28 protein-coding genes and 1 pseudogene are annotated in these 26,783 nt (G+C 33.3%); 12 read left to right on the forward strand and 17 right to left on the reverse strand.

Annotated features, from left to right (window positions below; all coding sequences use genetic code 11):
• Window positions 1–207: 207 nt before the first annotated feature.
• Both ACJJVP_RS12515 and ACJJVP_RS12520 read right to left on the reverse strand, forming a co-directional pair.
• Window positions 208–900, reverse strand: a complete 693-nt coding sequence (locus tag ACJJVP_RS12515) for a Type 1 glutamine amidotransferase-like domain-containing protein (RefSeq protein WP_405414102.1) — start codon at window positions 898–900, stop codon at window positions 208–210.
• 38 nt (window positions 901–938) lie between these two features.
• Window positions 939–2,240 carry a DEAD/DEAH box helicase gene (locus ACJJVP_RS12520; protein ID WP_405414103.1) on the reverse strand — a complete coding sequence of 434 codons (1,302 nt, stop codon included), beginning with the start codon at window positions 2,238–2,240 and terminating at the stop codon, window positions 939–941.
• A gap of 494 nt (window positions 2,241–2,734) precedes the next feature.
• Between ACJJVP_RS12520 and ACJJVP_RS12525 the strand changes: the two genes are divergently transcribed.
• Entirely contained in the window at window positions 2,735–2,971 is a 237-nt protein-coding gene (locus tag ACJJVP_RS12525) for a hypothetical protein (protein ID WP_405396523.1), read from the forward strand.
• 190 nt (window positions 2,972–3,161) lie between these two features.
• Here the strand turns inward: ACJJVP_RS12525 and ACJJVP_RS12530 are convergent, their stop codons facing one another.
• From ACJJVP_RS12530 to ACJJVP_RS12550, 5 genes are all read right to left on the reverse strand, one after another.
• Entirely contained in the window at window positions 3,162–4,712 is a 1,551-nt protein-coding gene (locus ACJJVP_RS12530; RefSeq protein ID WP_405414104.1) for an NAD(P)/FAD-dependent oxidoreductase, read from the reverse strand.
• A gap of 70 nt (window positions 4,713–4,782) precedes the next feature.
• Entirely contained in the window at window positions 4,783–5,394 is a 612-nt protein-coding gene (locus ACJJVP_RS12535; protein ID WP_405414105.1) for an alpha-ketoglutarate-dependent dioxygenase AlkB family protein, read from the reverse strand.
• A gap of 135 nt (window positions 5,395–5,529) precedes the next feature.
• Entirely contained in the window at window positions 5,530–6,009 is a 480-nt protein-coding gene (locus ACJJVP_RS12540) for a hypothetical protein (RefSeq protein WP_405414107.1), read from the reverse strand.
• A gap of 108 nt (window positions 6,010–6,117) precedes the next feature.
• Complete coding sequence (locus ACJJVP_RS12545) at window positions 6,118–6,492, reverse strand: hypothetical protein (RefSeq protein ID WP_405414109.1); 375 nt, start codon at window positions 6,490–6,492, stop codon at window positions 6,118–6,120.
• A gap of 1 nt (window position 6,493) precedes the next feature.
• Window positions 6,494–7,966 (reverse strand): potassium/proton antiporter, encoded by a 1,473-nt coding sequence (locus ACJJVP_RS12550; protein WP_405414110.1) that lies wholly within the window; start codon window positions 7,964–7,966, stop codon window positions 6,494–6,496.
• Window positions 7,967–8,144: 178 nt separating this feature from the next.
• On the opposite strand from ACJJVP_RS12550, the gene ACJJVP_RS12555 reads away from it, so the two are divergent.
• From ACJJVP_RS12555 to ACJJVP_RS12565, 3 genes are all read left to right on the forward strand, one after another.
• Window positions 8,145–9,446, forward strand: coding sequence for a hypothetical protein (locus tag ACJJVP_RS12555; RefSeq protein ID WP_405414111.1), 1,302 nt, complete (start codon window positions 8,145–8,147; stop codon window positions 9,444–9,446).
• Window positions 9,447–9,568: 122 nt separating this feature from the next.
• Entirely contained in the window at window positions 9,569–9,838 is a 270-nt protein-coding gene (locus tag ACJJVP_RS12560) for an ArsR/SmtB family transcription factor (protein ID WP_405414112.1), read from the forward strand.
• Window positions 9,839–9,885: 47 nt separating this feature from the next.
• A complete protein-coding gene (locus ACJJVP_RS12565) occupies window positions 9,886–10,902 on the forward strand; it encodes an LLM class flavin-dependent oxidoreductase (RefSeq protein WP_405416191.1) in 1,017 nt (338 codons plus the stop codon).
• 12 nt (window positions 10,903–10,914) lie between these two features.
• On the opposite strand, the gene ACJJVP_RS12570 is transcribed toward ACJJVP_RS12565, so the two are convergent.
• Genes ACJJVP_RS12570 through ACJJVP_RS12580 form a run of 3 tightly spaced genes read right to left on the reverse strand, consistent with a single transcriptional unit; the run spans window position 10,915 to window position 13,623 of the window.
• On the reverse strand, window positions 10,915–11,889 hold the full coding sequence (locus ACJJVP_RS12570; protein ID WP_405414113.1) for a carbon-nitrogen hydrolase family protein: 975 nt from the start codon (window positions 11,887–11,889) through the stop codon (window positions 10,915–10,917).
• Window positions 11,882–12,739: a hypothetical protein gene (locus ACJJVP_RS12575; RefSeq protein ID WP_405414114.1), complete on the reverse strand. Its 858-nt coding sequence runs from the start codon at window positions 12,737–12,739 to the stop codon at window positions 11,882–11,884. Before ACJJVP_RS12575 ends, ACJJVP_RS12570 begins: the two co-directional genes overlap by 8 nt.
• 11 nt (window positions 12,740–12,750) lie before the next feature.
• Window positions 12,751–13,623 carry a PIG-L family deacetylase gene (locus tag ACJJVP_RS12580; protein ID WP_405414116.1) on the reverse strand — a complete coding sequence of 291 codons (873 nt, stop codon included), beginning with the start codon at window positions 13,621–13,623 and terminating at the stop codon, window positions 12,751–12,753.
• Window positions 13,624–13,776: 153 nt separating this feature from the next.
• Here ACJJVP_RS12580 and ACJJVP_RS12585 point away from each other — a divergent pair, with 153 nt between their 5' ends.
• Window positions 13,777–14,334 carry a peptidylprolyl isomerase gene (locus ACJJVP_RS12585; protein WP_405414117.1) on the forward strand — a complete coding sequence of 186 codons (558 nt, stop codon included), beginning with the start codon at window positions 13,777–13,779 and terminating at the stop codon, window positions 14,332–14,334.
• Between the two features lie 126 nt (window positions 14,335–14,460).
• On the opposite strand, the gene ACJJVP_RS12590 is transcribed toward ACJJVP_RS12585, so the two are convergent.
• From ACJJVP_RS12590 to ACJJVP_RS12605, 4 genes are all read right to left on the reverse strand, one after another.
• Window positions 14,461–15,615, reverse strand: a complete 1,155-nt coding sequence (locus ACJJVP_RS12590; protein WP_405414119.1) for a DKNYY domain-containing protein — start codon at window positions 15,613–15,615, stop codon at window positions 14,461–14,463.
• 163 nt (window positions 15,616–15,778) lie between these two features.
• Window positions 15,779–16,333 (reverse strand): hypothetical protein, encoded by a 555-nt coding sequence (locus ACJJVP_RS12595; RefSeq protein WP_051941824.1) that lies wholly within the window; start codon window positions 16,331–16,333, stop codon window positions 15,779–15,781.
• Between the two features lie 229 nt (window positions 16,334–16,562).
• Complete coding sequence (locus tag ACJJVP_RS12600; protein ID WP_405414120.1) at window positions 16,563–17,441, reverse strand: hypothetical protein; 879 nt, start codon at window positions 17,439–17,441, stop codon at window positions 16,563–16,565.
• Window positions 17,442–17,631: 190 nt separating this feature from the next.
• Window positions 17,632–18,966 (reverse strand): hypothetical protein, encoded by a 1,335-nt coding sequence (locus tag ACJJVP_RS12605; protein WP_405414121.1) that lies wholly within the window; start codon window positions 18,964–18,966, stop codon window positions 17,632–17,634.
• 708 nt (window positions 18,967–19,674) lie between these two features.
• Here ACJJVP_RS12605 and ACJJVP_RS12610 point away from each other — a divergent pair.
• A pseudogene (locus tag ACJJVP_RS12610) lies at window positions 19,675–20,644 on the forward strand (IS110 family transposase).
• Between the two features lie 126 nt (window positions 20,645–20,770).
• On the opposite strand, the gene ACJJVP_RS12615 reads toward ACJJVP_RS12610, so the two are convergent.
• The 3 genes from ACJJVP_RS12615 to ACJJVP_RS12625 form a co-directional block, all read right to left on the reverse strand.
• On the reverse strand, window positions 20,771–21,343 hold the full coding sequence (locus ACJJVP_RS12615) for an SMI1/KNR4 family protein (protein ID WP_405414122.1): 573 nt from the start codon (window positions 21,341–21,343) through the stop codon (window positions 20,771–20,773).
• A gap of 279 nt (window positions 21,344–21,622) precedes the next feature.
• On the reverse strand, window positions 21,623–22,549 hold the full coding sequence (locus ACJJVP_RS12620; RefSeq protein WP_405414124.1) for an alpha/beta fold hydrolase: 927 nt from the start codon (window positions 22,547–22,549) through the stop codon (window positions 21,623–21,625).
• A 224-nt stretch (window positions 22,550–22,773) separates the two neighbouring features.
• Entirely contained in the window at window positions 22,774–23,241 is a 468-nt protein-coding gene (locus ACJJVP_RS12625) for a DUF1572 domain-containing protein (RefSeq protein WP_405414125.1), read from the reverse strand.
• 337 nt (window positions 23,242–23,578) lie between these two features.
• Here ACJJVP_RS12625 and ACJJVP_RS12630 point away from each other — a divergent pair, with 337 nt between their 5' ends.
• The 6 genes from ACJJVP_RS12630 to ACJJVP_RS12655 all read left to right on the forward strand — a co-directional run bounded on the left by ACJJVP_RS12630 (window position 23,579) and on the right by ACJJVP_RS12655 (window position 26,782).
• On the forward strand, window positions 23,579–24,901 hold the full coding sequence (locus ACJJVP_RS12630) for a 2TM domain-containing protein (protein ID WP_405414127.1): 1,323 nt from the start codon (window positions 23,579–23,581) through the stop codon (window positions 24,899–24,901).
• 22 nt (window positions 24,902–24,923) lie between these two features.
• The gene (locus tag ACJJVP_RS12635) at window positions 24,924–25,376 is read left to right on the forward strand and encodes a pyridoxamine 5'-phosphate oxidase family protein (protein WP_405414128.1); all 453 of its coding nucleotides are present in this window, start codon (window positions 24,924–24,926) and stop codon (window positions 25,374–25,376) included.
• A 143-nt stretch (window positions 25,377–25,519) separates the two neighbouring features.
• Entirely contained in the window at window positions 25,520–25,804 is a 285-nt protein-coding gene (locus ACJJVP_RS12640; protein WP_405414130.1) for a 2TM domain-containing protein, read from the forward strand.
• A gap of 18 nt (window positions 25,805–25,822) precedes the next feature.
• The gene (locus ACJJVP_RS12645; RefSeq protein ID WP_036155215.1) at window positions 25,823–26,113 is read left to right on the forward strand and encodes a 2TM domain-containing protein; all 291 of its coding nucleotides are present in this window, start codon (window positions 25,823–25,825) and stop codon (window positions 26,111–26,113) included.
• Window positions 26,104–26,442: a 2TM domain-containing protein gene (locus ACJJVP_RS12650; RefSeq protein ID WP_405414132.1), complete on the forward strand. Its 339-nt coding sequence runs from the start codon at window positions 26,104–26,106 to the stop codon at window positions 26,440–26,442. The genes ACJJVP_RS12645 and ACJJVP_RS12650 overlap by 10 nt, the downstream gene beginning before the upstream one ends.
• Window positions 26,423–26,782, forward strand: coding sequence for a 2TM domain-containing protein (locus tag ACJJVP_RS12655; protein WP_405414133.1), 360 nt, complete (start codon window positions 26,423–26,425; stop codon window positions 26,780–26,782). Before ACJJVP_RS12650 ends, ACJJVP_RS12655 begins: the two co-directional genes overlap by 20 nt.
• Window position 26,783: the final 1 nt, after the last annotated feature.

The raw sequence follows: 26,783 nt of genomic DNA on the forward strand, positions 1-26,783 counted from the left end.
TTGAATTAAACACAAGACAAATCGGGCTGCACATCAGGGGGCGATGAGCAACATATTGTGAATCAGAAAAATAAAGGGGAATTTTACACCCTTAAAGTACGTAATAACTTTTACTTTAAAAGTGTTTTATTGAGAATCTTAGATGCAAGAGATGAACTAGAATTCTAAATAAGGAATTAGCACAAAAAATATAGTATTAGATTGAAGTTATGTAATAACGGTACTCGGTATCAATTCCTCAACAATTTCACCATCTTTCAAATACACGTAGTACGAATGGTTTTCGTCGTTGAGTGAAACAGAAGTATGTACTTCACCATCAATAAAATGAATGGCAGAACGATCGTCGCAGGCGTAACCATCGGTAAGTTTACCGGTTCTTATGTTTTCAAAGTATAAAGGTCTTCGTGAAGTTTCAGAATTGTAATGCGGGCAATGGCTTTTGTCTATAAACGCCATACCACCAACAATACTTAGTTCTTTTGGTCTAGAATCTGTAGTGCCGCCATTGAACCAACATAAGGACCCTGCGCTACCACCACCCATAACTACTCCGTGATCATAAGCTTTTTTAAGGGCAACGTCTATACCCTGTGCCTTCCAAATGGCTAGCATGTTTAAGGTATTTCCTCCACCAACGATAATAGCATCCATACGAGAAATGATTTCCTCGAAAGATTCTTTTTGGTCGTAAGAATTAATCCAAACGGAAAGAACATGAGGAGTAACATCTATCTGAGAGCAAACATCATAGAAAGAAGCAATATACTGCTCGTCTTCCCCACTAGCTGTAGGAATAAAACACATATTCGGTTTTTCCTTGCCAGTAGCTTTAGCAATATAATTTAAGAATGGTACGGTATGGCGACCGCTACCGTAAATAACCATTTGCTTTTTCATAATGAGAAGTATTAGTATGAATATAATGCTAACAGAAGCTATTCGCTTCTGCTAGAGTCATTACGTTTTTTGGGTCTACTTGTATTTCTATTGTTTTTTCCTCTAAAGTTGTTACCACCAGGTCTATTTCTGTTTCTATTTTTGTTTCGCGAATTACCTTGCTTTTTTTTCGGTGGCATCGGTTGATCATCAGAAGGCGTATCGGCATCTACAAATTGATGTTCTGGCATACGTGGTACAGATTGTTTTATCAATTTCTCAATATCACGTAAATAGGCTCTTTCTTCTTTATCGCAAAATGAAAGTGCTATACCACTAGCATTTGCACGCCCAGTTCTACCAATACGGTGAACATAAGTTTCAGATACATTAGGTAAATCGTAGTTTACTACTAGAGATAAGTCCTCTACATCTATTCCCCTAGCGGCAATATCGGTAGCAACTAAAACTTTAAGATCTCCTTCTTTAAAAGCTTTTAATGCCTTTTGTCTCGCCGTTTGCGATTTGTTACCATGTATGGCAGCAGAACGTATACCGGCTTGGTCAAGTTTCTTTACGATCTTATTAGCGCCATGCTTGGTTCTTGAGAATACGATTAATGTATTTTCAGGATTCTCCTTTATTAGGTGAATTAAAAGTTTAGGCTTATTTGCTTTGCTAACAAAATAAACTCCCTGTTCAACTTTTTCTGCTGTAGCTTGTTCTGGCTTAATAGTAACACGTTCAAAATCGCCCAACATTTTTCTAGAAAGCTCCACGATATCTTTTGGCATGGTAGCCGAAAAGAATAATGATTGTCTTTTAGGAGGTAATTTTGCAATGATTTTTTTGATGTCGTGAATAAAGCCCATGTCCAACATTTGGTCAGCTTCATCAAGTACTACGTGCTCTAAATCTCTAAAAGAAATAAAACCCTGGTTCATTAAATCTAATAAGCGACCCGGAGTAGCGACTAAAATATCAACGCCACCTCTAAGTGCGTTTACTTGTTTCCCTTGCTTTACTCCGCCAAAAATAACGGTATTTCGTAATCCTGTATGCTTGCCATATGCGGTAAGACTCTCGCTAATTTGAATAGCTAGTTCACGCGTAGGGGTTACGATAAGTGCTTTTACTTTTCGTTTTGTCTGGCGTAAGCTAATACCCTCGTATAACTGATGTAAGATAGGAATACCAAAAGCGGCTGTTTTACCAGTACCTGTTTGCGCAACTCCCAGAAGGTCTTTGCCTTGGAGTAATATAGGAATGGATTGTTCTTGAATTGGAGTAGGGTGAGTATATCCTTCAGCTTCTAATGCTTTTAGGATTGGTTCGGCTAGGCCGAGTTCTTTAAATGTCATAAAATATTAATAAGATGCAAAGGTACGCTTTAATGTGTAAGGAAATATAAAGTGAGATTAAAGTACAAAGTACAAAGTATTAAGTAAGAAGTACTAGGTAGTTCAAAGTAAGAAGTATTAAGATGTTAGAAAATAGAATATAGAGAATAGACTTTTTTCATTAGTTCTTGATCAAGCGTATTTAGCGTAGCTAAATTTTATAATTTCCAACAACCAACAACCAACAACCAACAACCAACAACCAACAACGAACAACTCATTCTGAACTTTATTTTTGAGTTTACGTTTGTATTTGAACTTGTATTTAAAACATCATTTGTCGGTTAACGACATCAATTATCGGTAAGGTGTTATTTGGGTTGTTGTCGTTTATCGATGCGATTTTACACTTTACCCGAACTTGTGTCAAGTAACGAGTTTTAGGGGTTTTTCAGCGATTCATCACCTAGTAAAACAAGGTCTGCGGCGTTCTATTATTGTAACAAACGCAAGTCATGAAAACAATAATCGCAACAATCTTTATCATCTTTTTAAGCTTCACTGCTCAAGCACAAAACAATACTGAAGAAGTAAAGGTTGAAACTATTGAAATGAGTATTGTTACAGAAACTGTGAATGAAGTAAAAGCTGAATCTAATACAGAAGTAGCTAGACTATACAAATTCAAAAACTCAAGAATTAAAAGAGATTTGAACTTTTTGACTAAAGCTAACAAGCCTAAGATGGCATAATTGCACTAGTTAGTATTAAGTACAAAGTAAGAAGTATTAAGAAGTTAGAAAATAGAATATAGAGAATAGATTTTTTTGATTACTGCCTAATTAGACATATTTAGCTTTGCTAAATCTTTTAATTTCCAACAACCAACAACCAACAACTCATTTTGAACTTGAACTTGATTTTTGAGTTTGCGCTTGTATTTTACAGTCCTGCCATTGCAGCTTCGGCACAGCGTTCTCCGTCCATAGCGGCAGAAACGATTCCACCAGCATAACCACCGCCTTCACCACAAGGGAAAAGACCTTTGATAACAGGATGTTCTAATTTTTCATTTCGTGGAATACTTACGGGAGATGAGGTTCTAGATTCTACTCCTACAATATTGGCTTCAGCCGTATAATAGCCATGCATTTTATCACCGAAGGCTTTAAAACCTTGGCGTAATCTACTACCTATAAGTTTGGGTAATAATGAATGTAGTGGAGCAGAGTTGAGTCCGGGTTGATATGAAGTGGGGTTGAGGTCCACAGAAAGGTTTCCTTCTACAAAATCTGTCAATCGTTGGGCGGGAGCGGTTTGTGTTCTTCCGCCGGAAGTAAATGCCAATCGCTCTAAAGCTTTTTGATATTCTAGTCCTTTAAGCGCTCCAAATTTCTCGTATTTAGGAATATCTTTATCTATGTTAATTTCAACCACGATACCCGAATTGGCATATAGATTATTTCGTTTGGATGGAGACATTCCGTTCACCACGACCTCGCCAGGTGATGTTGCAGCCGGAACTATGAATCCGCCAGGGCACATGCAGAATGAATACACGCCACGGTCTTTCACTTGTTCAACCAGACTATATGAAGCTGCTGGTAGCAATTCGCTACGGTCACCAGAACAGTGGTACTGAATACTATCTATAATATGCTGCGGATGCTCTACACGAACACCCATAGCAAATGATTTTGCTTCAAGAGCAATATCTTTTTTATGAAGTAAATCGAAAATATCGCGAGCCGAATGTCCCGTTGCCAAAATTACCCGTTCCACAGCCATTTCATCGGTTTCGTTTAAAACTATCGCTTTTAAGGTATTGTCTTTAATAACGAAATCGGTCACCTTAGTATTGAAGTGAATTTCACCACCGTGATGCTGAATTACTTCACGAATATTTTGAACAATTTTAGGAAGTTTGTTCGTCCCAATATGCGGATGAGCATCTACCAAAATTTGGTCTGTAGCACCGTGGAAAACTAAACTTTCAAAAATGCGACGAACATCGCCACGTTTAAGGCTACGGGTATATAATTTTCCGTCAGAATACGTGCCGGCACCACCTTCTCCAAAACAGTAATTGCTTTCAGGGTTTACCTGATGGTCTTGATTAATGGCTTTTAAATCTCGTCTACGATCTTTTACGTTATTACCTCGTTCCAGAACAATAGGTTTATAACCCATTTCTAAACAACGCAGCGCCGCCCACATACCAGCAGGTCCGAAACCAACAATATGAATTGGTTTTGCGTTCGAGACATCTTTATATTTAAAATCAAGGGTATCGCTAGGGGCGGGTTCATTGATATAAATTGCCAGTTTGTAATTAAAGAAAATTTTAGGTTTACGAGCGTCTATAGATTTTCGGAGAACCTTAATTTTAAAGGTGCCATCTTTTAGTCCCAAGTACTTTGCCGCACGAATTTCTAATCCGTTAGGTGTGCCTTCTTCCTTTAATGTTAACCGCAACTGTACATTTCTGACCATGCTGCAAAATTAAAGTAAAAATTATGATGAGCACGCTAGCCAATCAAAAATGCTAAGAAGAATTGTAGTTCTATTTTTCTACAATGGTTCTAAAAGTCAAATTTACCCTAGGGTTTTTACTTTTAGTTGTTGGCGGCAGTCGATGTAGCCAATTAGTTTGGGTTTCATCTTTCATAATCAATAAGCTACCATGTTCTAAGACCAATTCTACTTTCTCTTTGGTTTCTTTATGTTTAAAAGCGAATTTGCGTTCATCGCCAAAACTAAGAGAAGCAATGGCGCCGTTCTTTTTTAAGTCCTTTTCGCCGTCACTATGCCAAGCCATACCCTCGCTACCATCATGATATAAGTTTAGTAGGCACGAGTTAAACGTTTCTCCCGTTTCTTGTTCTATTCTATCTTTTAATTCTAGTAATTCCGTAGTCCATGGTAACGCCAGTTTTGTAGTATTAGAGTAAGTATATTCGAATGGTTTTTCGCCATACCAAGCTACTTTACGTTTGGTAATAATCTTTTTACCAAAGATGATAGCTTCATCATTCTTCCAAACAATGTTATTGAGTAGTTTGTCTAGGTAATTCTCAGCTTCCTGTTGGGTAAGTATTTTTCCGTAGTAATTAACTGTGCCACCCTTCGGAAGTAAGTTTTTACTATGGTCAACCTTTATATCGAATAATTTCATTTTCTAATTCTTGCAGATGTGCTTTTACAAGCTAATAAAATTTTAACGCTTTAAAAAACAAAAGCGAATAGCTAACCTTTTTTTATAAGATTATCTACTCGCTTTTATAATTATAGAAAACTCTGTTGATATATACTATTTGCTTTTAAGCAAGTTTTTAATCACTTTGTTCCATTTTTCTATAGACTGAAACTCTCCGCTCAATTGATAGTTTACTTCAGCATTATAGAATTCAAAAACGGTATCGGGTTCATTTGCCTTTTTAGAAAAAAGATTCAAAAGTAAACGCTCTGTTATTTTCTCTTTTCTAGCATACGATTTGCCGATGTTGGCAATTTCAGAGGTCTTAATGGTAGATAAATCGGCGTATAGCTGATTTAAAACATCACCATTTTTTGAAATAAAGAATACGAATTTTTTCTGTGCATCAACACCTATGGCGTAGTGACCAAAAATTTCATGTTCCGTTATTTTACAATTATGTTTACTGGCAACATTGTTAAGAGATGTCATCAGTTGTTTTTCTTTCGTTTTTCTACTTCTGCTAGTTACAACAAAAGGCATTGCACAAAGTGCAACAGATGCTAAACCAATAGCGGCTATTCCTAATTCCATTTTTTAATTTTTTAAATATGATATATTGTTTTCTGTATGATGTTTTAAATAACATCATATCAAATAGTTACATATGATTACCAAAACGATAACCTTTAAAAAAATGGATTACCAGAAACTATGGAAAGGGAAGATGAGATCAGACTTTCTATGTCTTATCAATAACGTATTAGCGAACAGTTGGTACTGCTTTATTCTTGCTACAAAGCGTAACTCACTATTATTTAAATGTGAGTTGAAACTTGTGAACGGTAATTTGTAATTCGGTGATGAAACTTCGGCAACATCAGAAATTGAAGTTTCAGATTGCTGTGCATGCGGAGATAATGTCTTTGTAGATTCTTTAAATAAGGATTGCTTACTGCTGTTTAGGCTGATTACAACCTCTTTAGAAAAGGGTAACGTATTTGCAGTACTATATATCCCGTAACAATAAATTGTAACGAGTAATAGCACTCTAAATATGTTATTTGTACTTTTCATATTATGCAATAACCGCTTGGTTTAGAATTACATTTACTTCTTTTAAACTTTCATCATTATCTAGCAGCAATACTAGAGTATCATTAGCTTCTATAATGGTAGAACCGCCGGGTCTAACAAAAGTGCCATCTCGTTTAATCATAACAATGAATGCAGCCCTTGGTAAGTGCAAATCTATAATACGTTTATCTACCGCAAAACTATTTGGCAAAATTATAACTTCTTCCATGGCAGATTTCGGTAGATTGAGAATATACCTGTCATTTTCTGCAATAGGTTTTACTTCGTCAGGCAAAGCAACATTCAGCCATTTTGCAAAAATAGACAATGTAGTACCTTGAATTAGTACTGATGAAACCGATATAAAGAATACGATACTAAAAATGATATTCGCCTTGTCAATACCTGCCAATAGGGGATAGGTAGCAAATACAATAGGCACTGCTCCACGTAAACCTACCCATGAAATATAAAACCGACGTCCCATTTTCATTTTAAAGAACATGAGGCTCAATAATACACTAACTGGTCTTGCTACTAGAATGAGGAATACTGAAATTAGTAATCCGATGCCTAAATATGGAATAATTTGTGACGGAAAAACTAATAATCCTAAGGTTAGGAACAATACAATTTGCATTAACCAAGCCATACCATCGAACATCTTTAAAATGGTCGATTTATGTATTAGATCTTGATTACCTAAATATACGGCACAAATGTAAATGGCTAAGAATCCGTTACCACCAACGGCATCTGTAGCTGAAAAGGTGATGAACATTAGAGCGATTACCAATACTGGGTAAAGGCCTTCAAAACCAAGTTTAATTTTATTGATGATAATCTCACTCAATTTACCAAAAGCAAATCCACCTATAGCTCCCAGTATCATTTGTTGCAAAAATAGTGGTATGATGGAAAGAACACTTAAATCTTGATTAATGACCAAGGTTAGAAAAGCAAGTGTAAGTACATAGGCCATAGGGTCGTTACTACCACTTTCTAGTTCTAATGTAGGTCTAAGGTTGCTTTTTAACGCTAAGTTCTTCGAACGTAATATGGAGAAGACAGCGGCGGCATCGGTAGATGAAACTATTGATCCCAAAAGCATACTCTCGTAAATGGTGAAGTCTGTAATGTAGTACACAAAAGTACCTAGAGTAAGTGCTGTAAGTAAAACACCTAAGGTAGAAAGTACCAAACCTTCTTTTAAAATCGGTTTTACAGCTTTCCAGTTGGTATCCAATCCACCAGAAAAGAGAATAAAGTTAAGAGATACTATACCAATGAATTGTGCAAGCTTAGGGTCGTCGAACTGAATGCCACCAATACCATCAGAACCTGCCAGCATACCAATAGCCAAGAAAAGGATTAATGTAGGTACCCCAAACTTGTAGGAGGTCTTACCTACTATAATGCTAATAAATAGCAGAATAGAACCTACTAAAAGTATGTTTTCTATGGTAAGATTCATTGGTGGTTATTAATCTTAATTTTAACGTAACAAAGTTAATTTATTACATTAATTTATTAATTTAAGAATGTTAATGTTATGTTGTAATTAAGTTGTTTTTGCTATAGCAATAATTAAAGATTTGTACTAAGTTTATCTTTTTACGTTTAAAATGCTGATATAGCCAAATAATCGATATATGAGAGTTACTAAATATTTTATTCTTGTTTTTTCATTAGTAATAATAATTAATTGTACTAAAGAAAATGAGGTAAATCCGGAAAAAGTAATTGAAGAGGAGAGAAATGAAGAAATTGAAACTATAGAGGAACCTGAGACTGTTGTGTACTTTACGTATAATGCAACAGAATTGTCTGATCAAGAAAGATGGATAATCATTCATGATGTCAATGGTAATTTATTAGATTATAGACGAGAAAAATTAGAAGGTTCAATGGAGTTTTCAATTGATATAGATTCTGTTCCTGAAAAAATTAATGTAACAAAACTTGCTTATAATAATCCTGAAGAAGGTAATATTGAGGATCATAGAGTGTTAACATATACAGACATTGATGTTAAAAGTGTATGGGATGATAACAATTTTTTTATAACAGGAAATCTAATTGGAACATTTGATTTCAAGATTGAAAATATAAATGGATATGAATGGTATACAATTTCTACATTGTATAATACATTGCGACCAGGTGATTATAGTACAGAAGTAATTGATGGGAAAACAACCTTAAACCTATACAATATTCCATTGTATGAAAATCTTGAGTATTTTATAAATATTAGGGGAGTAAACGGTAGAACTAAATATTTTAAGATAAATCCAGAAAATGAAGGTATTTATATTCAAGATTTTAGCAACTTTCTAGAATTTGATGACTATATAGGAATTAATTTACCAGAAAACTTATTCTATTTTTTACAATCGGGAGGAATTGATTCCGATCAGTCAAATAGCTATTGGGGATCAGGGCAACCTTTTGTTGAAATTTTCGGTTACGGCGAACAAGTGCCAGAAATTGGTTTCTTAGATGGATATGCTAATTACAAATTCGGATTAAATATTTCTTTTTTAGATTACAGTTATTCTTATTACCAAATTGGAGATAAAGTTTCGGAAATTAGTATTCCTAGCAAACCTGCTTTTACTTTAATAAACGAAGATGTTTACCATTTAGAATTTTCCTCAGATTTAAACCCATTAACAAAAAAAACTAATTATGTTTCTGAGGTGCAAAGTGAAGGTGTGCGTTTAAATACTTCATGGGATATTTATTCAACTGGTAGTAAAACTCAAGAATTAGGAAGTTTACCAATTGAATTATTGGAAAGGTTTCCAAACATAAATATGGATGATTTGAACTTAAGTTATATTGTTTTATACACTGAAGGTTTTGAGCAACAGCAATTTTTTATTGATCAAACTTCTAAGATAAGAAATGGCAACCATATCAGTGAGAGTTTTAGGTTTGATGATTTTTAAAACATTAATAAACCTCCACATTTAATCTTTACAAATACAGAATTATCTTAAAGCAGAGTTAATCTCCATTTTATATAGTTTAATATAAATACATTTGCATGTATCAATATATTAAATTCATCATGGAGCTAAAACAAATAGAAAAAATATCTAAAGCATTAAGTGATGTCAATCGTCTAAAAATATTACAATACATGCAAAAGAATCAAGGTAAGGTAGAATGTACTAAAGCCTGTAATTTACTTGATTTAGCACAGCCATCTATAAGTCACCATGTAAAAAAGCTTGTAGAAGCAGGCTTGATAAACAAACACAAAATAGGTCGTAATTATAATTATACCTTGAATCATGAAGTGTGGGATAATTACTTGTTGAGGTTACAAAACCTGTAATTTTTTTAAATAGATATATAGATACTTTTGAATATATAAATGAATTTATCTACATGAAAAATATAAAATATTCTATATTGGATTTAGCCATCGTATCTGAGGGTACTACGCTAAAAGACACTTTTGATCATTCCGTAGCTCTTGCTCAAGTTGCGGAAGAAGCTAGTTATACCCGTTTTTGGTTGGCAGAGCATCATAATTCCATAGCTATAGGTAGTAGCGCAACATCTATATTAATAGGTAAAATTGCCGAAGAAACGAAAACGATACATGTAGGGTCTGGCGGAATTATGTTGCCAAATCATTCCCCATTAATTGTAGCGGAGCAATTTGGGACATTAGGAATTCTATATCCTAACAGAATAGATTTGGGTCTAGGTCGCGCACCAGGTACAGATCAGTTGACGGCACAGGCTATACGTTCAGATTTTTTTCAGGCAGCACAGTCGTTTCCTTTAGAAGTTGAAAAAATACAACGTTACTTTTCTACTGAAAATGCTAATGCGAAAGTACGTGCTACTTTGGCGGAAGGGGTGGAGGTACCCTTATATATTTTAGGCTCAAGTACAGATAGTGCTCACTTAGCAGCTAAAAAAGGATTGCCTTATGCATTTGCCAGTCACTTCGCAACGACACACTTAATGAATGCCTTGCAAATTTATCATCAAGAATTTCAACCATCGAGTGAGTTAGAAAAACCATATACCATGGCAGGGGTGAACATTATCGTTGCCGATACCGATGAAGAAGCAGAACGCATTTCAACATCGCTTTACAAAATGATCGTTGGTTTGTTGACAGGAAATAGAGGATTTATGCAGCCACCAGTAGATATGACTGAAGATATACGCGAGTTAAGTCAGAATCCGTCTGTACAGCAAATGTTGAAATATTCCTTTATTGGAAGCAAAGAGACAGTTAAGAAGCAAGTGCAACAATTTATTGCAGATACCCAAGTGGATGAACTCATTGCGGTAACCAATATTTATGATGGCAAAGACCGTATTAAGTCTTACCAATTGTTTGCTGAAATTATGAAAGAATTAAATGGAGGGCAGAAATAACTGCTCTCTGTTTTAATCTTTTATTTCAACGGTAGATTGTCGTTCTCTATTAACGGTGAGTTTTGTTACATCTGGTCGTGAATAATGCCCGACAGCATCAAAATTCTGTCTTTCTTGAAGTACCCTATTAAAATCTATTGTCGTTGTAATTAGACCTTCTTTGTCAATAACCGGTGGTAAGATCCATTCTCCATCCGGTCCGGCAATACAAGAACCTCCGTTTGCCAGAGTATCTGGGCAGTTTTCAAGAATAGTATTTAAATGCGGTGTGTCTTTAGGGAAATCGGTTTTGCTCATTAAACTAGAAACAGAAACTACAAAAGATCTAGATTCCCTTGCTATAAATCGTGTAATATCAGCAGTGTTGTAATCAGAACCCGGCCATACGGCAATATGCAAATCTTCTCCCAAACCATATAAAGCGGTGCGTGGAAGAGGCATCCAATTTTCCCAACAATTTAATCCACCAACGGTGAAGTTTTTTAACTCGTGAACTCGTAAACCATTACCATCACCAGGCGCCCAGGTAAGTCGCTCTTCGTAAGTTGGTTGTAATTTTCTATGAACAGATTTAATTTCACCATCACTATTGATATAAACAAGGGAGCAGTAAATACTGTGACCACCTCTATTCTTTGCACGCTCCATTAATCCTAAGTAGATGGCAATTTTATGTTGCTTTGCAAGAGCGCAAATTTCATCTAATTCACCCTCTTCTATTTGAATGGAATTTTTAATATAATGAGCGTGAATTTCTTTCTGCACTTTAGAATCAAACTGAGCACCATCCGTCATGGAAACCCAAAAAGGATAGCCAGGTAATAGAGCTTCACCAAAAACTACAAGCTCACAATCATCTTCACCAGCTTTAATGATATAATCCTTGATTTTATCAATAGTCTTCTCTTTATTTAGCCAAACCGGTGAGATTTGAGCCATACCTATTTTAAGGTTGTTTTGTTCTGGAGTATCTATTATTTTATTCATTACTGATATTGGAGTTTAATTTAGTTTGAAGCTGTTTTTTAAATCGTTGTGCGAAAATATGATTAGGGTCTAATTCAAGTGCTTTATCAAGGTTTGAAGTTGCTAAAGACAAACTATCCATTTTTAAATAAATACTACCGTATAACACATAAGGTTGAGGTATATTCGGGTCATTGATCTGGGTATTAAATTGGTCGGCAATAGCGAGAGCTTTTTTGAAATTCCCTAAATCTGATTCCAAGGTAGCTGCATAGCTAATAAAAAATGGTATTCTCTTTTGTTTAGGTGTGGTAAGAATGTGTAACGAATCTAAGGCTAATTCAGGTCCGTAAATAGCATTCAATAGCTCAATGTATTCTGCCTTTATATATGATTCGTTGGGGTATTTATGTATAAAAGTTCTATAGTTTTTCTCAGCTGTTGACAAGAAATTTGATATAAAATCTTTCTCTAGTTTTATTTGTTGTTCACGTGCATTAAATAGTTCTAGCGTAATCATGGTAACTTCTAAAATCAGTTGGTCGTCTTCACGAACCTTAATTTGAGAATTGTTTAGGTCGTTTAAAATTTGAATTCTTTCCTTGAGATTGGTCGTGTTTTTACCAACCAACGCCTGCCCGACAATAAAAGTAGAATCTACTGCTACGGCTTTTCTAAATGCTTTTTCAGATAGCGTCCATTGACCATAATCTAGAATATGCTCCCAACCTTTATTAAAGTAAAAAACAGCAGAATCGTTTTTAGCGCCGTAAGTGTAAACGGCTGGTTGGTTAGATGATTTATTTTGTTTTTGCTGACATGAAGTAAACATTACAAAAGCTAGTACATAAAGGGAATACTTCAATGACATGGAAAATAGGTTTAATCGAAAATATTGTTTTTAATTTCATTCGAGCCATTCCAAGATCTAAAATATATCACCGAATCGGCTTGCCCTACAATTTTTATTAAATCATCAATAGCTTCTGGTGTATATTGAGATTCATGACAATCTGATGCGGTATGCCCAAGCAATAAATCTTCCTTATTGAATGGTATTCTATAGGTAAGAAATCTTTTTTGAGTTCTTTTTAAATTATCGTTTAACCATTGTACTAAATCAGTATTAAAGCTAACATTCGTGTTACCTATTTCTTTCGGATACCCGTAATACAAAAGGTTCTGCAAAGATTCTGATGTTTCTCGTTGAAAAACCTCGGTAACCACGTTACTAACAATTCTATGGTCTGGGTGACCGTATTGTCCACCAGGTCCAAAACTAATTACAGTATTGGGTCGGTATTTCGTAAAAAGACTATCGATTTTTTCGTCTAAAGAATTAATATTCTCTTTTAGTGCTAAATCTCCGTCTATATAATTAAGAAATATCGGTGAATTAATACCTAAGGTTTTTGTAACACATAATGCCTCTTCTGTCCGTGTTTTTGCCAATAATTCACCCGCAGGAATATTTGCATGAGGGGTAACTCCTTTTGAGCCATCGGTAACAATCACCAAGTGAATATTTACCCCTTCTTTTTGATACTTCGCTAGCATAGGGGATATAACAATCTCATCATCTGGGTGGGCAAAAATTGACATTAAGGTTTTGTCTTTATTTGAGTTTTGTTGGGGTGCATTGTTTAGCATTTGATTATCTTTTTGATCTACCGTCTTTTTGTCTAAGTCGGTACAGCTTGTAAGCATAAAAAGAATGGAGAAGGCAATAAGGTGTATTAAATTTTTGATCATCATATTCTTAAAAATTATAATCTATTTCGTTTTTAGTGTTGTAATAGTACTAGTAGCCAAGTCTAGGCTCAACTTTTTTTTAGCTGTCGGTAATTTAAGGACTAATTTTTTTACATCAATTTTTACTACTTTAACTGACTACTAAATTATAGCAAAATGAAGTGTTTAAAGTATGTAATAGTATTTGTCTTATTTACTGCATGTAAATCATATGAAATAGGAAAAATTGACACCCCAAAAGGAGAAATATTAATTTGGTTGCATGACGAGACTCCCAATCATAAAGCAAGTTTTATAGCATTAGCAAATGAAGGTTATTGGGATTCGTTGACCTTTAATAGGGTAATTCCAGATTTTGTAGCACAAGGTGGTTGCCCAGATACTCCAGAAGGGTTTAATAATCCCGAATATTTGTTAGCTCCAGAATTTGATTCTAAACTAACACATACCTATGGAGCAGTAGGGGCAGGACGAGATGGCAATGCCGAAAAATTATCGGCACGTTGTCAGTTTTATATCGTGCAAAATAAAGATGGTCTACATCGCTTAGATGGTGACTATACTGTGTTTGGTAATGTTTTAAAAGGGATGAATGTTGTAGATGAATTAGTTAATGTTCCAAAGGATTCTACAGATACTCCGTTTACACCGTTACCATTAGACATTTCAGTAGTAAAGGTATCCTCGAAAAGGTTAAAAGAACTACGGCAGTAAAGTAACTAATAAAATGGTGTTTGTTTTTATAAAAGCAAATGAACGGTAAAACTTCTCGAAAATTACGCAAACCTTTCAATTAAACCCGAAGTCCGTATTGTTTATAGGTTGTGTTGTAATTGGTTTTTATTCCGTTTTATATGATTTCAGATGTTTTTCATATTTTTCTTTGGTATTTAAATAACCATATTTGAAGTAATTATTTTTATCTTTTGCCCAAAGTGAATTGAGGATTTTATCAGGACTATTTTGATGGCTGATAGTAGGTAATATTTCAAAAGATTTTAAATCAATGCTTTCGATTGCATCTCGATGAAAGAATATTTTTTTGCCATCTGTTGAATAATTTCTATTTATTATTTCGAAAGTTTCAGGTTTTGCTTTAGTGATTTTTTTACCTTCTAAGTATACATTTATATCATCTTTAGCATAGCCAAAGTTTAAGCTTTTTAAAGATTTTGGATTTTTACAAGCCTTTACTTTTATAGCATGCTGTGTTGAATTAGATTCGTCAAAGTAATATGCAAATTGATTATCTACAGCATAACCGCATCTATAACCACCTAATTCGTATGTAAAAAGGCTAGGCATTAAACCATTATCAATAACTTTAAAAGCTTTTGGGTTTTCAATTTTCGCATTTCCGTATCTCGTTAATATTTTATTATTGTTTCCAGCGAAAAGTCTATTAAAAATTTTAAACCCCTTACTCGAGAAGCCTCTTACTAATCTTCCATTGTAGTAGACTTTCTGATCGTTAATGGCGTAATATTCATTTAGAATTTTATAATCGCTTTGTTTCCCTTTTAAAATTGCAGTTGCTTCCTCAAATGCTCTGCTATAAGGGCTATAATAGAAAATTACATCATCTGATTTATAATAATTCGAAGGCTCATCGTTTATTGCTATTAATCTATGATATTCATTAAAATCAATTTCAAATTTTTCACAAAACGTTTCACTAATTTCAAATATTCCTATGGTAAGCTTAAATTCAAAAAGCTTTATTTCACTTTTTTCTGTTATAAAACCTAATTCTATTGCTTGTTCAAAATTATAGCATATGGTTTCCTGTGGCAAAAGAATATTCTCTGATTTGTAGTTCTCTAAACTTTCTTTTCCATTAGTTCCTTCTTTAGATTCTCCATTAAAAAATGGATAGTATTTTAAGTATTTAGGTATTTGTATATTTTCATGACTATTGTTTTCAACTAAAACCTCTATTCTAATTTTCTCATAGGGTTTATAACTGTTTTTTTTTACGGAAATATTTATTTTCATAATAGATTTTCTGAAATACACTACAAGGGCTTTGGCTATGATTAGTTACGTTGATTAGCACTTAACTTTTTAAGTACACACCAAGTTGGAAATTCGTCAGGTTTTTCCAAAATAGGAGAGAACAAGCAATTGCTTATAGGCATTTATTTTTGTAGCCAGTTATTTATGAGTATTTATCAATTTGTTTTTCAACCCAATCATTAAATTCTGTGTTATTAAAATCAGCGATTTCGTTTCCAATTTTAGGTACTTTTACGTTGAATTCGTTCTCAACCCAGTCAATGAATTTAATATTAATTCCATTCTTATCATCGTTACCGACTTCCAAGTTCCAATCCTCGACAGTTTTGGTCATATCGGCAAATCCTATTTCATCATATCCAATAGCTAATAATCTTAAAAAATCAACAAAATTCTCAGCGAGAACATATACTGCTTCTCCCTCTGAACCTAAATGAACTATTTTTTGTTTGTTATTATCATCTATCCAAAATGCAAAAATATCACCTGAAGCCCCAACTCCGAATAGTCCAAACCTATCCGAAATATTTTCAAACCCAAGCCAATATTTCATTGTTTGCCCGTCATCTGCTCTCAATTCAAAACATCCACTAATTGGGTATCCATTTTTTTCAGTCCATTCGCATAATTTTTCTAATTCAACCGGAATAGTTATTTTTTTAGGAATTCCTTCTTTAATATTTTTAAAAAGACTCATTTATTTCGTTTAATTGGCTATAGTCACGGTTACCGGTCTCGTCTATGATTAGTACGGGAATAAAAGTGCGCTTTTGTTTCCGTTTAATCCATTAGCCGAATCTTTTTGTTTGTTTTTATTTTTTCTATTTAAAAGCCAAAACCAAAAGAATTGCCGGGCATTCTAAATATACACAGACCTTAGCTCAAAGCCTAAAACCCGTATTAATTATGGCCATTGTTAGTTAACGTTAATAATACGGTTCATTTTTTTTATAATATTCTAAATTTCTCTCTGAAAAGGATATACTTTTAATGGGGTCTGATTCATTTGGCTTATAATCTCCACTAAAAGTTAAATGACCTCCGCCTTTAGTTTCGTAATGATACTCTGAATATATGGAAGAATGTATTCGATAATCCTCTTTTACAGGGCATTCTTTTTGAAGGATACTTCTAAATTGTCTATTATCTTTTACATTGGTTAACTTTCTAAATTCATCGAGAGTCATATTAGTTTTATAGGGTATTTCTCTAAATAAAATTACATTAAATGATGTGTTTAAGGGTTCATATTTATAAGTTTCATCATTACGATCTGACAGTTGAATAGTAAAGGATTCTAACCTAAAATCTTTATTACTTAAAGATTTAAAATGCAACTTTATATTTAGTTTTGTGTAAGTGTAATTGAAAAATCTTTCCCCCGTATTGCGATCTGAGAAATCATGTTTAGACAATTTATCTTCTTCAGTAAGATATTCAGAAAATCCATCTTCAGATTCATAACGAACTCTTACTTCACTTTTCTCATCGGGCTCTCCAAAGATAGAAGCTATTTTTCTGGGGCTATCTCCAAAAAAGAAATTTTGATCGTTGTATTTATATTCGCAAATATTAAACGCTAAGCGATGGTTTTGATCATTAAACTCTTTAATTAATACCTCAAATTTTGGATGTTGTTTATTTGGTATAATTTTTAAGTTGGATGTGTAATAATCTATTGTTCTTTTTTCTAAATCTATTTTACTTTTTTCCTCTCTTTGTTTATGATTTTCTTCAAGCCAGTTTCCTACAAAATCGCAAGAAATACACTGTAAACATAAAATGATGAGTATTGCTTTTTTCATAAGTTTTTTCCTAATGTTACCTAACGTTTAGTATAAGAATAGTAAGGAATTAAAAAGGCACTTCCTTTCAGTTTAGTACTTAGCCAAGTTTACAATTTTACTTTTAAATTTCAACTAAACGTCAAATTATAAATTTGGCGGACTTTGTAAATATGTACCAACTTTGTTTTTGGCACTTAACCCTTATTATTTAAATTTCTTGTAGTTTCATTTTATAATATATTTTTTCAATTTTCAGGAACATAGTGGTGTTATCTATCCAGAAATAATTTTCAATATAGTCCAGCGCTAAGATACTTGACATACTAAGCATATACTCCGGTTCATCGTTTACAATGTTTTTTTCTAAAAAATGAACATTAGATTGCCCACTGTAATATCCATTAAACCGAAACGTGTTTTGTGGAGATGGCGTGTAGTAGTCTGGGTTCCCTATTCGGTTAATATCATCTTCTCCATTTTTTAATTTTATTAAATAATCTGAAGAATGACCGCATTCTAGTAACAAATAATGGTACTTTGGGTAATATGCCGTAATTTCACATTCATCAAGATAAGAACTAATTTCTGTACCATTATCTGTTAGTATTTTTTTTATAGTGTAATAACCATTTTCATGGGTTTCTCCAATCAATTGATTTTTTAAAATTGTTTTAATTGTTTTAATGTCCGTTATTTTTTTGGCATAAGGCTTGCTTTTTTTATGGTGTTCTGCTGTATTAAAATCTTCTTTTGAAATTTCATCAATAATCACTTTGTAATCGTTAGTAATCATTTCAATGTGTCTTTTTGCAAAAGCACCAAAAACATATCCTAATTGTTGTAATGAATCTTTTGTTGCAATTTTCAGCCAGTAATTTTTTAGATATTTACCGTTATCAAATACTGATGTAGAATCTATATTCCCGTCGATGGACAAGTAATCAAAAACTTTTAAATTAGCCGCTTTTGCTATTAAAGCACTTTGAGTTGTTGGTTTATTACGTATTTTAATTCCTGACGGTGTTTTTATGATCACCTGATTTTTTATGGGTTTAAAACCCTTATTTGTAATTGAGTATTTCTTTATAACATTTTCTGGTTTGTTATATATGTTATGAGTATTGATGGTTAAAATATTATAGTCAATCGATGAGTTTACACCATAAAAACCTTCAGCATTATCATAAGCTGTTTCATCTATTCTATCTATGATATGCAGCGATTTGTCTAGAAGTATAGCAAAATGAGTGTCTTCTGTATCCCAATATTCTGAGAAGAAAATTACAATTAAGTTATTTATTTCATACTTACCTGTAATATAATATTCACTATGTTTTAGGGGTTTTAGTTTTAATCTTTTTAAAACATTAGTTTCTTTTTGTACAGAAAATCCTTGTTTTTTTCCTGCACTATCATAATAGCTAAAAGGAGAATAATAGCCGGTAGAAAATGGTATTTCGTTTATTAGTTGTTCTAAAGTTTTTTGCCCTAATACAGATTGAAATTGAAACACTACTAGTAGTAATAAAATGGTTTTTTGCATTAATATTTTTTTTGTGTCAGGTTTTATTTTCCTAATGTTACCTAACGTCTCGGCTCGTATGTTTGGTTCTTAGTTTGAAGATACTATAATTATATAAATAAAAGTAGATTGATTAAGCGGTTGAGCTAGATACATTTTCAATGATGTCGTTTCATAGATGAACAATTCTTCTTTAGCTACTACTTTTATAAAAGTAGTAGCTTAGATATTGGACAATAGCTAAAATTAGAAGGGACAGAGAGGTCTCGGCTAGATACACTTTAGGGTGATATCGTTTCTTAGAAATCCCGCCATTTTATAATTTTCTTGGAACCGGAATTGTATAAGAATAGTAGGGCGGAAAAAATGCACGAACCATTTGGTTAAACACAAGCCGAATTTTTAAATTTTTCTTATTATCTTTTTTTTCAATAAGCCAAATTTAAAAATTTGGCGACTTCGCAAAAGTGCTCGAACCTTTGCGTTTATAACTGTTCTCGCTATTTTTTATATACATCTTAAGTTTGATTCTTATTAAATTGTTGATATAACTAGAAAGAACAAAAGAGAGAGTTAAGGTTACTATATACGGTGAAGCTTCAGACTTCGACAACATTGATAATCCTCTCTCTTTTACTACTTAAATCACGTTCAGTTCTGTGAGACTTTAGATCTCGTTTTCAAGTTGTTGTGAGCAGAAGTAGCCGGTTCTTTCATAAAACATTTCTTATGAATAAATATAAAGAAACTTTTGGAGTTGACATCAGTAAAGATGTCTTTGATGTACATGGTAGTAACATAGGTCACGACCAGTATAAGAACGATGAAATTGGATTTAAGAAATTCCTTAAGGAATTACCCAAAGGTTCATTGGTCGTTATGGAAGCTACCGGTTACTATCATTATAGACTTGCGCAGTTTCTTTACAAGAATGAAGTAGTGGTTTCAGTAGTAAACCCATTATCTATCAAACGTTTCATTCAAATGAAACTTGCCAAGGTAAAAACGGACAAGAGCGATGCCAAGGCCATATGTGAATATGCCCTGATCAACGAGGTTCCTATTTACAATGCCTTGACGGATACCCAGAGTGAATGTCTACAATTGTTCCGATTATTGGATACCTATTTAAAACAACGAACGGCAACCAAGAACAAGATACATGGGGAAGCAGTTTTAGGTATACCCTCAAAATTTGTCTATCGTTCCTTGATACGTAACAAGAAACAGCTCAATAAAGAGGTAGCTGCAATCGAATCAAAGATTCTATCATTGGTAAAAGAGGACCAACAGGAGCAATTGACTTTATTGATGTCAATACTTGGTATAGGTCAAAAGACCGCATTGTTCCTAATAGTGGTCACCGATGGTTTCAACAAGTTCGAAACGGCATCACAGCTTTGTAGTTATGTAGGTATAACCCCCAACGATACGAGAGTCGGGGAGCAGCGTAAGAGGTCGTGCGCGAATAAGTAAGGTCGGCAATAGAAAGCTTCGTAATCTACTGTTTCTATGTTCTTTCAATGCCTGTAAACACAACAAGGCGTGCAAAGAGGTATATGAGCGAATCGTGAACAAGGGTAAGAGCAAGAAATTGGCACTGATAGCCGTTGCCAACAAACTATTAAAACAGTCATTTGCTATCGCAAAATCCGGTAGGCCATATGATGAAACTTATGTGTCTGTATTGTCGAGATAAATAGCAGATAAATTGAATAAAACAAGCTCAAGAATATAATTTTAGAATCTATGAGCCTAGAATAATATTGTCTCAGATTAAAGAAGAAATTGTTTGTTTTTTACCTCAGTTCTTTGTTGGCAATAGTTATTTCTCAATTAGTTTATCTACAATAAATCTTTTTTTCCATTTAGTTATACTTTCGCTAATGTCAAAATATTCATCAAAATCATCAGCAGATTTTTTTTCATAATATTGATTCAAACTATTTAAAAAGTCAACAAGATTTGGTGCAATTACAGCTCTGTCATTATCACCGTTCCAATATTCAACCAATTGACCTCTTTGTCCTGTAAAAATTCCTTTCAAGTCATAACAGATGTAGCTTCCTCCGCCATTAGAAAAAATGGGCAACCAATTCTCATTCCACCAGTTTTCTATCTCAAAATCATACCCTATCATTCCTGTAAACTCTTGATTTCCTGATAATACATGCTCCAAAGGTTCAAACATTGAGTTATTAACAAATGCTTCATAACAATCTTGACTTTGTCCATTTTTCCATAAGTAAAGCTCCTTTAAATCAGGAGGAAGAATTTTGTCATACTTTGCTTCTAATTCTGATATTTTTTGTTCAGAAAGCGGATTTTGAAGTTTACTGTAATATTCAGGTCTTTTCTCTTTTAGATTAGTATCTAATTTATCTATTTCAGTTTTCATATTTTGATTAGTTTCAGAACAACTCAAGCATAAAATAGTTAGTATGATTATAAAAAGTCTTTTCATCCTCTAATTATTGCTAACCTCTCGGCTAAGCGTAGTGCGGAAGTAAGGAAACCTTTCGTTTCCGTCTTAGCACGAAGCTAAAGCTTACTGTTTTGCTTTTTCTTTTTTTGTTATAAAGCTAAATCCATAAGATTTAGCGACTTCATAAATATACACAGACCTTTCGATTTTACCCTAAAGTCCGCATTACGTTAGGTATTGTTGTGTGTAGGCTTATTCCACAATCTTTTTCAACCACTGAATACATTCAACTTCATCCACAATTGACCAAGAATGGGGGTGTCTAGTTCCATTACTTCTGTAGCCAGTTTTGTAAGATTGCATAAATTCCGCTTTTTGATTACCCATTAATAAAAGACGATTTATTAATTCTGAAGTTACTAGATAGCTTTGTGTACTTACAGGTTGGTTTCGTTGAACAAGTCTCCATTCAATATCGACATCATGATATGTTCTAACTGCCATATCTTTGAGCCATTTTTCATTTTCTCCATATTTTTTTTTCATTGAAAATGGATTTATTTCTTTGTAATAATCAATATTGTCTTTTGGTATTCCATGATCCTCTTTTATAAGATTCGTTACCCATTCAGCTTCTTGAACTGCAATCTGACTATACTTATTTTCAATATTTTCTTCTAGTAATTCATAAAATTTGAAAATATCTATAGGCGAATCCACGACAAAAACACCTTTAGGGCTAATTGGGAATTTGTCAGGATACTGCTTACATAATTCAGCGTATCGTAGAGCGACAGTACCACCTGCCGAAAAACCACCTATTACAAATTTTGTATTCTCTATTTCATATCTATCAAGTACATCTTTAAGAACAATTGAAATTTTCACTTGCGTTTCTTTGTCTGCATATAGTTTTGTCCCAGATGCAAATCCAATTGTCAAAATGTTATTTAGGTACCCGACATTGTGTAATTTTGTTTCAGGAAAAATACTTTCAGCATTTTGTCCAAAACCAGGAAGAAGTACTAAAACTGCATCTATTTTTTCAGTTTGAGGTTTTACTGCTAAATAATAACCGCTGAGATCATCATTTTCATCAAGTACAATCTTTTCAATAGATTGGGCTTTTCCGATTATGCCACAAAAAATAATTGTTAAAATAAGAATTGAATTTTTCATCTTTTATTTTTTAGCTTACACACAACGTCTCCGTATATGAAACGTAGCGTGTTAAAAGACGCTATCGTTTCGGATTATACACGAGCCGAATTTTTAAATTTTTCTTTTTATCATTATTTTACTAAAAGCCAAATTTAAAAATTTGGCGGTCTCCGAAAATACACAAAAGCCTTTCGGATAGCCTATATTAGCTATGTTTTATATGCATTGTTGTGTGCAGTATTTTATGCGTTTATAATCTTTCTTATCAATGCAATTTGTCCTAAATGATAATAACTGTGTTCTATCATTCCTTCAATATTCCGTAGATAATCTCCGTATTTTTCATCCACAAAGTCCTCATTCAGTTGCTCTTCGGGCATTTTTTCTATTAATTCCGCAAGTTTTTCCGTGTCGTTCCAAAACTTTTTTTGAAACACTTCCCATTCTGTTTGAGATTCAATGGCTGGAAAATCGAAACTGTATTTATCTCTAATTTCAAGTTTTCCATTATCAAATACGTTTTTTATTCCGACTATGAAATAATGAATATGTTGAGCTAAAATTGAAATTGTATTTAGAGATTCAACTTTTTTCGTAGCAATTTTCCAATCTAAATTTTCTATTTGGTCTTTAATATTCGTATTTGCAATCCAAGTTCCGTTTAGGATTACTTCTCGAAGTCGGCTTGCCAGTTGTTCACTTTTTGTCATTTCAGATTGGTTTTGTCATATTGCGCACAACAATAGTATATATAACATTAATGTTATTTATACCTCCAATATAGAATATATAAAACATATGTTATATATATCTTTTATAAATTTTTAACGATCAAGAAGATTCTATATCAATTAGATATCAATAGTTTCAGTTATTTTAAAATACAGTTCAGCTACTAGATAGTACAATTCAGAACATATTTTTATTTATTGAGAAGAAAAAGCTTCATGTTTGCTTTTATTAGGGCAAGTATAGAAATAAATAGACTTCTAAAAGTAAATCCCTAATTTTAAAAATTAGAAAGCAATCAATTTTAAGCTTACAAACATGAGTAGTTTTTTAAAGGTAGTAAGGACAGCATTGATCATAACCTTGGTTATGGAACTGGTTCGACTGCTTTTATCAGATTGGGAAAATATAACCACGTATAACGAATTACAATTTATCGGTATAGCCTTTCTTTACTCTTTTGTGCTATCTATGTTGAATATGTATTTCAGTGACTATATCTCTCAAAAATATACATGGGAGAATGAAACGCAAAAACGGTTATGGTACGGTGCCGCTGGCTCTATTGTACTTACGGTATTAGGGTTTGGCGCTGTAAGAGCGTTTACTGAAATCTATATATTTGGTAAAAGCTTTGAACAATACGTAGCCGGAGAAAGGGTACAATATTACTTCTATGCGTTATTAGTTACTCTAGTAGTTTCATTGTTTTTACACGCTTTCTACTTCTATAAAGCCTTACAAGATACCAAGGTAAAAGAACAAAAAATTATTGCAGGTTCAGCATCTGCAAAGTTCGATGCACTAAAGAATCAGTTAGACCCTCACTTTCTTTTTAATAGCTTAAATGTATTGACCAGCCTTATAGAAGAAGATCCTATGCAGGCGCAAAAATTTACGACTTCGCTTTCAAAAGTATATAGATATGTGTTGGAGCAGAAGAGCAAAAATCTTATTTCTGTTGACGAAGAACTAAAGTTTGCAAGAACCTATGTGCGACTTCTAAAAATGCGTTTTGAAGATAGTATCGTATTTGAAATTCCTGATGAGGCACTAGATCCTGAGGCGAAAATAGTACCATTATCCCTACAGTTGTTATTAGAGAATGCAGTGAAGCATAATGTGGTAACCTCTTCAAAACCACTACATATTAGAATATATGAAGAAGACGGATACTTATATGTGGTCAACAATTTACAAGAAAAACAAGTAGTTAAAAAGAGTAGTGGTGTGGGGCTGCAGAACATTCGTCAGCGGTATGCCATTCTTACCAAAAAGGAAATGCAGATTTTTAAGACCGCTAAAGAGTTTAAGGTGCGTTTACCTATGCTGACAAATGCAATTTCTTTTCGTGAAACACAAGATTCACATATAAGCGCCAAGCGCTATGAGAAAGCAAAAGAAAGGGTAGAACTCATTAAAGGATTCTATGGTAACCTTACTTCTTATTGTATTGTTATACCTTTTCTTGCCTATATAAATTTTAAGACGACCAGTTTTGTTTGGGTTATTTTCCCCGCTATGGGTTGGGGTATTGGTTTAATTGCCCATGGTTTAAAAGCATATGGTTATAATCCGCTGTTTGGTAAAGGCTGGGAAGAAAGAAAAATAAAACAGTATATGGAAGATGATAGATTCTGAATGAATTTTAAAGGAAAACACTATGAAGCTAACAAAAAAGATAAAAGCAGCTATAAGCGATAGTGTATTATGCTGGTTGGCAACATCTTCTGCTGATAACATACCTAATGTGTCTCCCAAAGAAATATTCAGTTGTTTTGGAGATAACATGATTATAGTAGCAAATATAGCTTCACCACAAACAGTAAAAAATATTCAACAAAATAAACACATCTGTATCAGCTTTATAGATATTTTAAAGCAGAAAGGCTTTCAATTGAAAGGAGAGGCTGAAATTATTTCAGCAGCTAGTAAAGAGTACCTTAAGATGGAAAATGTATTGTTGGTGCTAACCAAAGGTAAATTCCCTTTTAGTTCAATAACGAAGATTAGTATTACCAGTGCTAAGCCTATAATTGCTCCTAAATACATACTGTTCCCCGAAACTACAGAAGAGGACCAGATTGCCAGCGCAAAGAAAAACTACGGATTTTAAGGTCTCTCAATAGTCTAAGAACATGCTTTCTACAATTCAGTCGTAAAAAAGTACAACTGGGTATTTCATTTTTTCAAAACCTGTATGATCTGCCGAAATTTGAAGTATAGAAATAAATTAGTAATCACTAAAACTTTAAAAAGATGGAATCAAACTTCACACCAGACAGCAATTATAAGTATGAAAAGGCAAAAGAAAAAGTACAAGCTATAAAAGGCTTTTACGGTAATTTATTGGCCTACTGTATCGTCATACCATTTTTGGCATATATCAATTATAATACTACAAGTTTTCTTTGGTTTATTTTTCCGGCACTTGGTTGGGGATTCGGTCTATTAATGAACGGGCTTTATGCCTTTGGCCATAACCCATTATTCGGTAAGAATTGGGAAGAAAGAAAGATCAAAAAATTCATGCAAGAATCATAACCTAAAAGACTAAAGATCATGGAAAACACAAAATATACAAGAGCAAAAGCAAGAGTTGAAGAAATTAGAAAATTTTATAGAAAAGTAGGGTCGGCTATCGTAACCATTATCATTGTAGCGACAATCAATTATTATTTTAATGAATGGAGGAATGCCTGGTTTCTTTGGGTAGTATTCGGTTTAAGTATTAGCTTATTTTTTAAAGCAAATAAAATCTTTAACTTGAATCCGTTTACGGGCAGAGACTGGGAAGAAAGAAAATTACAAGAGTTTTTACAACAAGAAGAAAATACAAGAAGATGGAGCTAAATGAATTTGAACAAACAGATAAATTATTAAGAGCCCAAAAGAAGGTCAAAGATATAAAGGGGTTTTATATTCACTTGCTTGTTTACGTACTCGTAAATTTATTTCTTATGACTATTACTATTATGGGAATAATGTCTGGTGGAGCTTCATTTTCAGAGGCTTTATTTAACATCGGTACTTTAACTACTCCGTTTTTCTGGGGAATAGGTTTGGCATTTCATGCCGCTAAAGTATTTGGATATAATCCTTTCTTTAGCAAAGATTGGGAGCAACGCCAGATCAGTAAATATGTAGAGCAAGAAGAACGAGATGCTGAAAAATATAGATAATATGGAAATTTCAATGGTAGATGAGTCAGATGCATTAGCAAATGCAGAAAAGAAGGTTAAAGATTTAAAGGGTTTTTATTTGCATTTTTCCTTATACATTTTGGCAAACATTATTATAGTTGCAATGAATGTGATGATAAGAATATATGAAGGGGAATCTTTATATGATGCATTGGTGAATTTTGGCACATTTATAACGCCCTTTTTCTGGGGAATAGGCTTGGTTTTTCACGCAGTCAAAGTCTTTGATTACAATCCGTTTTTAGGTAGAGACTGGGAAGCTCGCCAAATAAGCAAATATATGGAGGAAGATAAACGTGAATTTGAAAAATTTAGATAAT

The sequence above is a fragment of the Maribacter sp. Asnod1-A12 genome (genome assembly GCF_045063735.1).
In the GTDB taxonomy this organism is placed as follows: Bacteria; Bacteroidota; Bacteroidia; order Flavobacteriales; family Flavobacteriaceae; genus Maribacter.

Excerpts from the sequence above, each read along its gene's own strand:
- ACJJVP_RS12515 (WP_405414102.1), bottom strand. The coding sequence starts at position 900 with ATGAAAAAGCAAATGGTTATTTACGGTAGCGGTCGCCATACCGTACCA.
- ACJJVP_RS12520 (WP_405414103.1), bottom strand. The coding sequence starts at position 2,240 with ATGACATTTAAAGAACTCGGCCTAGCCGAACCAATCCTAAAAGCATTA.
- ACJJVP_RS12525 (WP_405396523.1), top strand. The coding sequence starts at position 2,735 with ATGAAAACAATAATCGCAACAATCTTTATCATCTTTTTAAGCTTCACT.
- ACJJVP_RS12530 (WP_405414104.1), bottom strand. The coding sequence starts at position 4,712 with ATGGTCAGAAATGTACAGTTGCGGTTAACATTAAAGGAAGAAGGCACA.
- ACJJVP_RS12535 (WP_405414105.1), bottom strand. The coding sequence starts at position 5,394 with ATGAAATTATTCGATATAAAGGTTGACCATAGTAAAAACTTACTTCCG.
- ACJJVP_RS12540 (WP_405414107.1), bottom strand. The coding sequence starts at position 6,009 with ATGGAATTAGGAATAGCCGCTATTGGTTTAGCATCTGTTGCACTTTGT.
- ACJJVP_RS12545 (WP_405414109.1), bottom strand. The coding sequence starts at position 6,492 with ATGAAAAGTACAAATAACATATTTAGAGTGCTATTACTCGTTACAATT.
- ACJJVP_RS12550 (WP_405414110.1), bottom strand. The coding sequence starts at position 7,966 with ATGAATCTTACCATAGAAAACATACTTTTAGTAGGTTCTATTCTGCTA.
- ACJJVP_RS12555 (WP_405414111.1), top strand. The coding sequence starts at position 8,145 with ATGAGAGTTACTAAATATTTTATTCTTGTTTTTTCATTAGTAATAATA.
- ACJJVP_RS12560 (WP_405414112.1), top strand. The coding sequence starts at position 9,569 with ATGGAGCTAAAACAAATAGAAAAAATATCTAAAGCATTAAGTGATGTC.
- ACJJVP_RS12570 (WP_405414113.1), bottom strand. The coding sequence starts at position 11,889 with ATGAATAAAATAATAGATACTCCAGAACAAAACAACCTTAAAATAGGT.
- ACJJVP_RS12575 (WP_405414114.1), bottom strand. The coding sequence starts at position 12,739 with ATGTCATTGAAGTATTCCCTTTATGTACTAGCTTTTGTAATGTTTACT.
- ACJJVP_RS12580 (WP_405414116.1), bottom strand. The coding sequence starts at position 13,623 with ATGATGATCAAAAATTTAATACACCTTATTGCCTTCTCCATTCTTTTT.
- ACJJVP_RS12585 (WP_405414117.1), top strand. The coding sequence starts at position 13,777 with ATGAAGTGTTTAAAGTATGTAATAGTATTTGTCTTATTTACTGCATGT.
- ACJJVP_RS12590 (WP_405414119.1), bottom strand. The coding sequence starts at position 15,615 with ATGAAAATAAATATTTCCGTAAAAAAAAACAGTTATAAACCCTATGAG.
- ACJJVP_RS12595 (WP_051941824.1), bottom strand. The coding sequence starts at position 16,333 with ATGAGTCTTTTTAAAAATATTAAAGAAGGAATTCCTAAAAAAATAACT.
- ACJJVP_RS12600 (WP_405414120.1), bottom strand. The coding sequence starts at position 17,441 with ATGAAAAAAGCAATACTCATCATTTTATGTTTACAGTGTATTTCTTGC.
- ACJJVP_RS12605 (WP_405414121.1), bottom strand. The coding sequence starts at position 18,966 with ATGCAAAAAACCATTTTATTACTACTAGTAGTGTTTCAATTTCAATCT.
- ACJJVP_RS12615 (WP_405414122.1), bottom strand. The coding sequence starts at position 21,343 with ATGAAAACTGAAATAGATAAATTAGATACTAATCTAAAAGAGAAAAGA.
- ACJJVP_RS12620 (WP_405414124.1), bottom strand. The coding sequence starts at position 22,549 with ATGAAAAATTCAATTCTTATTTTAACAATTATTTTTTGTGGCATAATC.
- ACJJVP_RS12625 (WP_405414125.1), bottom strand. The coding sequence starts at position 23,241 with ATGACAAAAAGTGAACAACTGGCAAGCCGACTTCGAGAAGTAATCCTA.
- ACJJVP_RS12630 (WP_405414127.1), top strand. The coding sequence starts at position 23,579 with ATGAGTAGTTTTTTAAAGGTAGTAAGGACAGCATTGATCATAACCTTG.
- ACJJVP_RS12635 (WP_405414128.1), top strand. The coding sequence starts at position 24,924 with ATGAAGCTAACAAAAAAGATAAAAGCAGCTATAAGCGATAGTGTATTA.
- ACJJVP_RS12640 (WP_405414130.1), top strand. The coding sequence starts at position 25,520 with ATGGAATCAAACTTCACACCAGACAGCAATTATAAGTATGAAAAGGCA.
- ACJJVP_RS12645 (WP_036155215.1), top strand. The coding sequence starts at position 25,823 with ATGGAAAACACAAAATATACAAGAGCAAAAGCAAGAGTTGAAGAAATT.
- ACJJVP_RS12650 (WP_405414132.1), top strand. The coding sequence starts at position 26,104 with ATGGAGCTAAATGAATTTGAACAAACAGATAAATTATTAAGAGCCCAA.
- ACJJVP_RS12655 (WP_405414133.1), top strand. The coding sequence starts at position 26,423 with ATGCTGAAAAATATAGATAATATGGAAATTTCAATGGTAGATGAGTCA.